We start from the raw sequence: 6211 nt of genomic DNA, 5'->3' as shown, positions 1-6211 counted from the left end.
CGGTGCGGTCAACGCCCCGACCCTGATCCGCTTCCTCGAGCGCCTGATCCGCGACGCTCGCCGGAAGGTCTTCCTCATCCTGGACCGGCTGCGGGTGCACCGCGCCCGCCTAGTTCAGGACTGGCTTGCCGGGCACAGCTCCAGGATCGAGGTGCATTATCTGCCGCCCTACAGCCCCGACCTGAACCCAGACGAGGGAGTGAACGCCGACCTCAAGCAGGCGGTCCCGCGCAAGGCGCCGGCGCGCAGCAAGCAGCAGCTGAAACGTGCGGCGATCAGCCATATGCGTAGCCTTGCCAAGCGGCCGCAGCGGATCCGCTCCATCTTTCAGCACCCGCAATTCCGCTACGCCGCGTAGTCAAGACAATGGGGTCCGCCTCAATAGATAGGCGGCACCACGCCTCGTCCAGCTTCATCAGCCATTGCTTCCTTTGCCGGATTTCCTGCCGGCGCTGGTCCCCTTGTTCGCCTGCTCAACTATCTGTTCGGCGCCTCTCCACCACAAGCTGTCGGCCGTGCTCCTGGCCTCCTCGGCCTCTTGGCATAGCCGCGCGTAGGTACGGCGCCACATGCCCTTTGGCCGCGGTGCTGGTGGCTCATAGCGGGAACCCGCTCCTGCCCTGCCGAGGCGTTGCCGGATCCGAGCCGCTCGGTCGCACGCGGTTTGCCGCGCGCTCTCCAGGGCGGTCGTCCGTTGACTGCTGTAACCGAGGCGCAAGGCCGTCCGTGCGGCGAATAGGTCGCCACCAACGGGCCGATAAAGCTTGGCGCACCGTTGCCCCGAGACCGGGCACGTGAACCAGAGCCGAAAGCCTCCGAAGCGCGGTCGGGTAGCAGTGAGCTGAATCCTGTAGTCGAGCCTATGCCGGCTCCCACCCCTTTCGCAGCTGTACAGCAGGCGCACCCAGGCTGCGGCTGGTTCGGTCAGGTCAGCTTCATATGTGACCGAGCCGACTTCCTGTCCCGATCTCACGTCTCGCCAGTGCAGCGTGCCGCATCTCCGCTGACCGCGGACGACGTGGCCATCGCGAAGCAGCTTGGCGAGGTCGAGTATGAGGCTGTCCTCCACCGTTAGGCGGCCATTCTGCCGACCTGATCCATACCCACCCATCGCCACGCCGTCCGCCAGTTACTCCAGCGGGCATTTTAGTAGATTTCCGAAATCATCTGCGAATTTGCAGATGCTGGTGCTGCGCAACACGCTGGAAGCATGGTGGCGCTCGGCCGAAGCTATTGAGATGGTGCGCCAGATGGCAACGTTGCTGCGGGAGGCGAAGGCGCTGCTCAGACGGGTGAGCAATTCACGGTGACGGCTCTCGGTCGTCCTTCTGCCTTGGCAAGGGGGCAGATCATTGTGCCTCAGCGCTGACGAGGCTTACGGTCCTGTGTGGGCGGGGGTGAGCCATGGCACAAGGATTGTTCGATCTTACCGGGCAGCTCGCTTTGGTGACCGGCGCAAGCCGGTGTCTCGGTCTAGCGATGGCACGCGGGCTGGCTGAAGCCGGCGCCAAAGTGGTGCTGAATGGCCGTGATGTTGGCCGCCTCACTGCGGCGGCAGCTGAACTGGCGACAGCAGGAATCGCCGTGGAGACGCTTGCCTTTGACGTGTGTGACCCTGCGGCGGTCGAGGAAGCGGTGACTGACATTGAGGCACGTCTCGGTCCCATCCACATTTTGGTCAACAATGCCGGTGTCAGCCGGCCCGGTACAGCAACTGATCAGCTCGATGCCGCTTGGCGCGAGGTTATGGCCACCAACCTCGACGCGGTGTTCTTTATGGCGCGAGCGGTGGGACGACGCATGGTCGAGCGCAGGGCGGGTAAGATCATCAATATCGGTTCGATGCTGGGCCTGACGGCGCACCCGAGTACAGCACCCTACACGGCCAGCAAGGCTGCCGTGCACGGGCTCACGCGCGCACTTTGTGCCGACTGGGCGGGCTGCGGCGTACAGGTCAACTGCATCGCCCCGGGCGCCTTCGAGACGGAAATGACGCGGCCGCTGCACGAGAGCCCTGAGGTATCAGCCTATGTGCGTGGCCGGACTCCCGCTGGGCGCTGGGGTAGGCCGACAGATTTGGTCGGGACGGCCGTGTTTCTTGCCGCGCCGGCCGCCGACTTCGTCAACGGCCAAGTGATTGTTGTGGACGGTGGCATTCTCAGCGTCATCTGAAAGCACCGCATAACACCCTGGAGACCACGCCCGATGGCGGCGCTCCTGCGAAAGGCGAAGGCACTGCTCGGACAGACGACCGAGCTACGGTGACGGCCTCGGTGCGCGCCTACGCCCGCATAGAGATACGATGCCGGCAGTAATTCTTCGGGCCGAACTATTGAGTCGAAGGGAGTTCAATAATCGGCCCGAGGTAGCCCCGCGATGCTGACCAGGGGCGCGGTTCTGGTTGTGGTATGCTGGGGCGACCATGCCCGAATGAGTGTGCCACGTGCTCCCTTCGCCCAGACCTGCTGCCACCATCCCGGCCCTCGTGCCGCGAGGGCCGGGGCATCAGTTCGTGCTCTACGGCGACAGCTGCTCCGGCGTTCCAGGCGCGCCTCACGAACGCCTCTTCGCCGCCGTGAACGCTGTTGTCCGCCGGCTAGAGCCGCCGCCCGAGTTCATCGTGTTCCCAGGCGACGAGGTGAGTGGCCTAACCGCCGATCCGGCCGAGCTGCGGGCGCAATGGCGTCATTGGCTGGACCACGAAATGGCCTGGCTCGACCGGGCGAAGATCCCACTTTGGCACAGCACAGGCAACCACACCACCTACGACGTGATGAGTGAGGGCGTGTTCAGGGACATGCTGCCCCACCTGCCCCGGAACGGTCCATCCGGTCAGAATGGGCTGTCGTACTGGGTTCGGCGCGGCGACCTGCTCCTCGTCTTCGTGCACACGCTATGGACGGGCCTGGGAGGTGAGGGCCATGTCGAAACGGAGTGGCTGGAAGCAACTCTGCTGGCACACGGCGGTGCCCGGCACAAGATTGTCGTCGGCCACCATCCCGTACATCCGGTGAATGGATTTTCCGGGCCGTACCAGCGCGAGATCGGGCCCGAGCACGCGAAGCGGTTCTGGGGCGTGTTGGTGGCTGCGGGCGTGCAGGCTTACGTGTGCAGCCATATCCTCGCCTACGACGTCCAGGTACATGGGGGCGTGCTCCAGCTCTGCACGGCGGGTGCCGGGACCGCACACCGCATGCCCGAGGGAGTCGAGTATCTCCACTGCGTGCAGGCGGCGCTCGATGCGGAGGGCCTGCGCTGTCAGGTTCTCGACATGCAGGGGCAGGTGCGCGAGCGCCTGTGCTGGCCACCGGCCCTGCCGCCTGTACAGGCGTGGCGGACACTGGCGCCGGGTTCACAGGATGCGGGGCTTGTTGCCGATGCCGGTGCCGGCCACCTCGTCGCCTTGCGGTTCAGGGCAACCGCAGCCGCGTCCGGCATTTCGGCCGCCCAGACCCTGTTCTGCACGTATCGCCGAGGCGAGACGCCACTGCTTTGGGTTGGGCTGCGGGGCCCCGACCAGACCCTGACCGTCCTTCTCGGCCCACAGCCTGGCCGCAGCCCGCACCTCTGGTGGGGTATGGGTCCAAGGCCAGGTGCCGAATTCGATATCCAGCTCCTGATCCACACCGCCATGGGACCGGGAGGGATCATGGTCCGGACTGCCGAACACGAGCCGTGGTCTTCCCTCGTCGCCGCGTCGCCCTGGGGTGCCGAGCGTCTTGCCTGGCCAGAACGTTGGGCGATTGGGCAGGGCATGAAGGATGACGCAGACACGCCGTTTCGGGGCGAGGGCCTTGCAGTATCGCTCACGATAGAGGGCCACCTGCAAGGTCCGAGTTGGGTCGGGACCGGTCATCCACCAAGGCGGTTGGTATAACCTCGCTGCTGACGGCAGTCATGGCGTTGGCCCGCCTAGCGAATCTCGCCGATGCCGGGCCTGCGCTGGGGATGACGACGGCACCACCATGTGCAACTGACACAACATGAGCTTGCTTCCTGACCATTCGCCCACAACGCGGAAGCCATCTTCGGCCGAGGAGCGTCGCGCACGAGATGCCGATCGGCTGAGGATCATCCGCCTCCGGGTGACGATCGGCCGCGAGCTGGATGACCGCGGCATCACCACCCCAGCCGGCATCGGCGAGGCTCTCGGGATGCCAGCGGCCGAGGCGACGGCCCTGCTCTCCCGCAAGCTACGGCGCGAAGGCGACGTGGCGCTGCTGGAGGCCGCAGCGGCCCGTCTGGGCGTGCAGGTGTTGGAACCAGTAAGCGGTGATCGGTCGAGCTAACCAGCGCCGCTGCTGGTGCGGAACGCTTGCAAACCGGCCCAGCGGCGGCGGCGTTGGAGGGCTGTTCCCAGTGAGAGACCCTGCATTGCCTCAAGGCCGCCTCCCCCCGGGCGACCTTTCCTTTGCATCCCGTCGAACACGGCAGCCTGGATGCCTTGTGAGACGGAAATTCCGCCGCAAGTGCCACAGCCATGACGGACGATGCAAAAGCGCCCTTCGAGGCCATCAGCCCAGCCGCCGACACGGCGCTTGCCCTCGCTCGGCTCTTTCAAGCGCGGTCAGGCTCCTTGAGTTACTATGCCCAGTCGGGCGGGTTAGGCTTCGGCTACGAGATCAAGGCGTCAGGGGAGTTGCGGGTCGTGGTGGAATGGCAAGGCCGTCTCTGCCTCCAGGTCACCCAGCCGCCGCAGCCGGGAGCCCCGCGGGTTGTCCAGCCATTCGATGTTAGTGATCCTTGGATCCAAGAGCTGACGGAGACGCTGCGCGATCTTGAACAGGTCGGTGCCGCCGAAAGAGGCGAGCCCTCCGGCAAGTACTCTTAATCCTTCGCCACTTTCACCTCGAACGTCCTATAGGAACAGGTGCAGCGCCATACTCAGCGCGCCCATCCCCAGCCCAGCGACGAGACACATTGCAACCAAAATCAGAACGACCAGTCCCCGCTGTATGGCTCCACGAGGCTGAAGCCGGGGCGGTAGCGGCAATCTCATCAGCTGGAAGCGCGCCGCCGCTGGGGCTGTTCCCTAAACGCTGACCTTCGACAAGTTCCGACCCTCGACCGGAGTGCCGCATGCGCAAGACTATCGTGAACCGTGGCGCCATCCAGGCTGCCCTGCTGCTGGGCCTGACTGCCACGCCGCTGCTGTACGCCGCCCCTGCCCGCGCTGACGAGATCTCGGATGCTATGGAAGAGGCGCGGCGGGCCTATGGTGCCGGGGACGGCGTGGCTGCCCGAACGGCGCTGGAGGAGGCGTTGCAGTTGCTTGGCCAGCGCGCCGCTGCAGGGCTCGCCGCGGCGCTGCCGGTGCCGCTGGCGGGTTGGACCGCCGAGGAGGCGGAGAGCTCCGCCCAAGCTGCGCATGTCTTCGGCGCCGGCACCCAAGCCAGCCAGACCTACCATAACGCCCAGGACCAGACGGTGACGGTGCGGTTCACCGCCGATTCGCCCATGGTGGCGCAGATCGCGGTGATGCTGACCAACCCCACCCTGGCCGGCGCGATGGGCAAGCTGGTGCGCGTTGGCACCCTGCGCGCGGTACAGGCAAGCGACGGTGACCTGCAGATGGTGGTCGAAAGTCGCATCCTGGTCACGGTCGAGGGCGATGCCCCGGCCGAGACCAAGCTGGCATATGCCCGTGCAGTGGACCCGGCGCGGCTGACGAGCAAACGCTAGAACAAGCCGCAAGCCCAACCGAACCGCATTTTGCTCTGGTTGCCGGAGCGGTTCTCCGGTCTCATGGCGCACACTGCCTCAGTCTGGGCGGAAGGTGGGGGTCCCTTGCAAGCGGCCCCTTGGGGTGGAGACCGGACCTCAGAGCGGCGTCGCGGCCTCAGTTCATGCTTGTTTCGGAATGAGGCACAGACAAGCGGGCCAAAGCGTGGTGCCGGAGTTAGATAGCCCCGATCCACACCTAGCCCGGATTATGCGCGAGGGCTGACGGGCATGGCGCAAGCCGTTGTGCGGACGTAGAATTTGGCTACGACACTCAAACCCAGCCGCGTCCGGAGACCATGCCCGTCACGGTTGAACCTACCCCGCCGCTGCCCGGCCTGTCATCGGTTGGCGGCAAGCTCCTGATCGCCCGCTTCGACGGCGGGCAACTCTCCTCCGACGGCGGCCTGCTGGCCTTGCGCGAGGTCGAGCGCCGCCTCGGCATTGCCGACCGGCTGGCAGCCTGCATCGACGACCCGCGCTCGCCGGA

The 6211-nt window shown here is 65.8% G+C and carries 8 protein-coding genes; all 8 read left to right on the top strand.

Features of this window, described 5'->3' with window-relative positions; all coding sequences use genetic code 11:
- On the top strand, positions 1-358 hold a 358-nt coding region (locus tag EP26_RS29360; protein ID WP_043344710.1), incomplete at its 5' end, for an IS630 family transposase.
- An 823-nt stretch (positions 359-1181) separates the two neighbouring features.
- Entirely contained in the window at positions 1182-1310 is a 129-nt protein-coding gene (locus tag EP26_RS38385) for a hypothetical protein (RefSeq protein ID WP_281177141.1), read from the top strand.
- A 94-nt stretch (positions 1311-1404) separates the two neighbouring features.
- On the top strand, positions 1405-2172 hold the full coding sequence (locus EP26_RS29355; protein WP_043344709.1) for an SDR family oxidoreductase: 768 nt from the start codon (positions 1405-1407) through the stop codon (positions 2170-2172).
- Between the two features lie 340 nt (positions 2173-2512).
- Entirely contained in the window at positions 2513-3877 is a 1365-nt protein-coding gene (locus EP26_RS29350) for a metallophosphoesterase family protein (RefSeq protein ID WP_211259612.1), read from the top strand.
- Positions 3878-3983: 106 nt separating this feature from the next.
- A complete protein-coding gene (locus EP26_RS29345) occupies positions 3984-4289 on the top strand; it encodes a hypothetical protein (protein WP_157033918.1) in 306 nt (101 codons plus the stop codon).
- A gap of 191 nt (positions 4290-4480) precedes the next feature.
- Complete coding sequence (locus tag EP26_RS29340; protein WP_043344706.1) at positions 4481-4831, top strand: hypothetical protein; 351 nt, start codon at positions 4481-4483, stop codon at positions 4829-4831.
- Positions 4832-5079: 248 nt separating this feature from the next.
- On the top strand, positions 5080-5682 hold the full coding sequence (locus EP26_RS29335; RefSeq protein ID WP_052389848.1) for a hypothetical protein: 603 nt from the start codon (positions 5080-5082) through the stop codon (positions 5680-5682).
- A gap of 338 nt (positions 5683-6020) precedes the next feature.
- On the top strand, positions 6021-6211 hold a 191-nt coding region (locus EP26_RS29330), incomplete at its 3' end, for a transposase (RefSeq protein ID WP_043344704.1).

Source organism: Belnapia moabensis DSM 16746, assembly GCF_000745835.1.
In the GTDB taxonomy this organism is placed as follows: domain Bacteria; phylum Pseudomonadota; class Alphaproteobacteria; order Acetobacterales; family Acetobacteraceae; genus Belnapia; species Belnapia moabensis.
The sequence above is the reverse complement of the archived record's forward strand: the minus strand, read 5'-3'. Positions and strand labels throughout refer to the sequence as shown.

What these genes read in the sequence shown, in the direction of transcription:
- EP26_RS38385 (WP_281177141.1), top strand. Translation starts at nt 1,182, where the DNA reads ATGCTGGTGCTGCGCAACACGCTGGAAGCATGGTGGCGCTCGGCCGAA.
- EP26_RS29355 (WP_043344709.1), top strand. Translation starts at nt 1,405, where the DNA reads ATGGCACAAGGATTGTTCGATCTTACCGGGCAGCTCGCTTTGGTGACC.
- EP26_RS29345 (WP_157033918.1), top strand. Translation starts at nt 3,984, where the DNA reads ATGAGCTTGCTTCCTGACCATTCGCCCACAACGCGGAAGCCATCTTCG.
- EP26_RS29340 (WP_043344706.1), top strand. Translation starts at nt 4,481, where the DNA reads ATGACGGACGATGCAAAAGCGCCCTTCGAGGCCATCAGCCCAGCCGCC.
- EP26_RS29335 (WP_052389848.1), top strand. Translation starts at nt 5,080, where the DNA reads ATGCGCAAGACTATCGTGAACCGTGGCGCCATCCAGGCTGCCCTGCTG.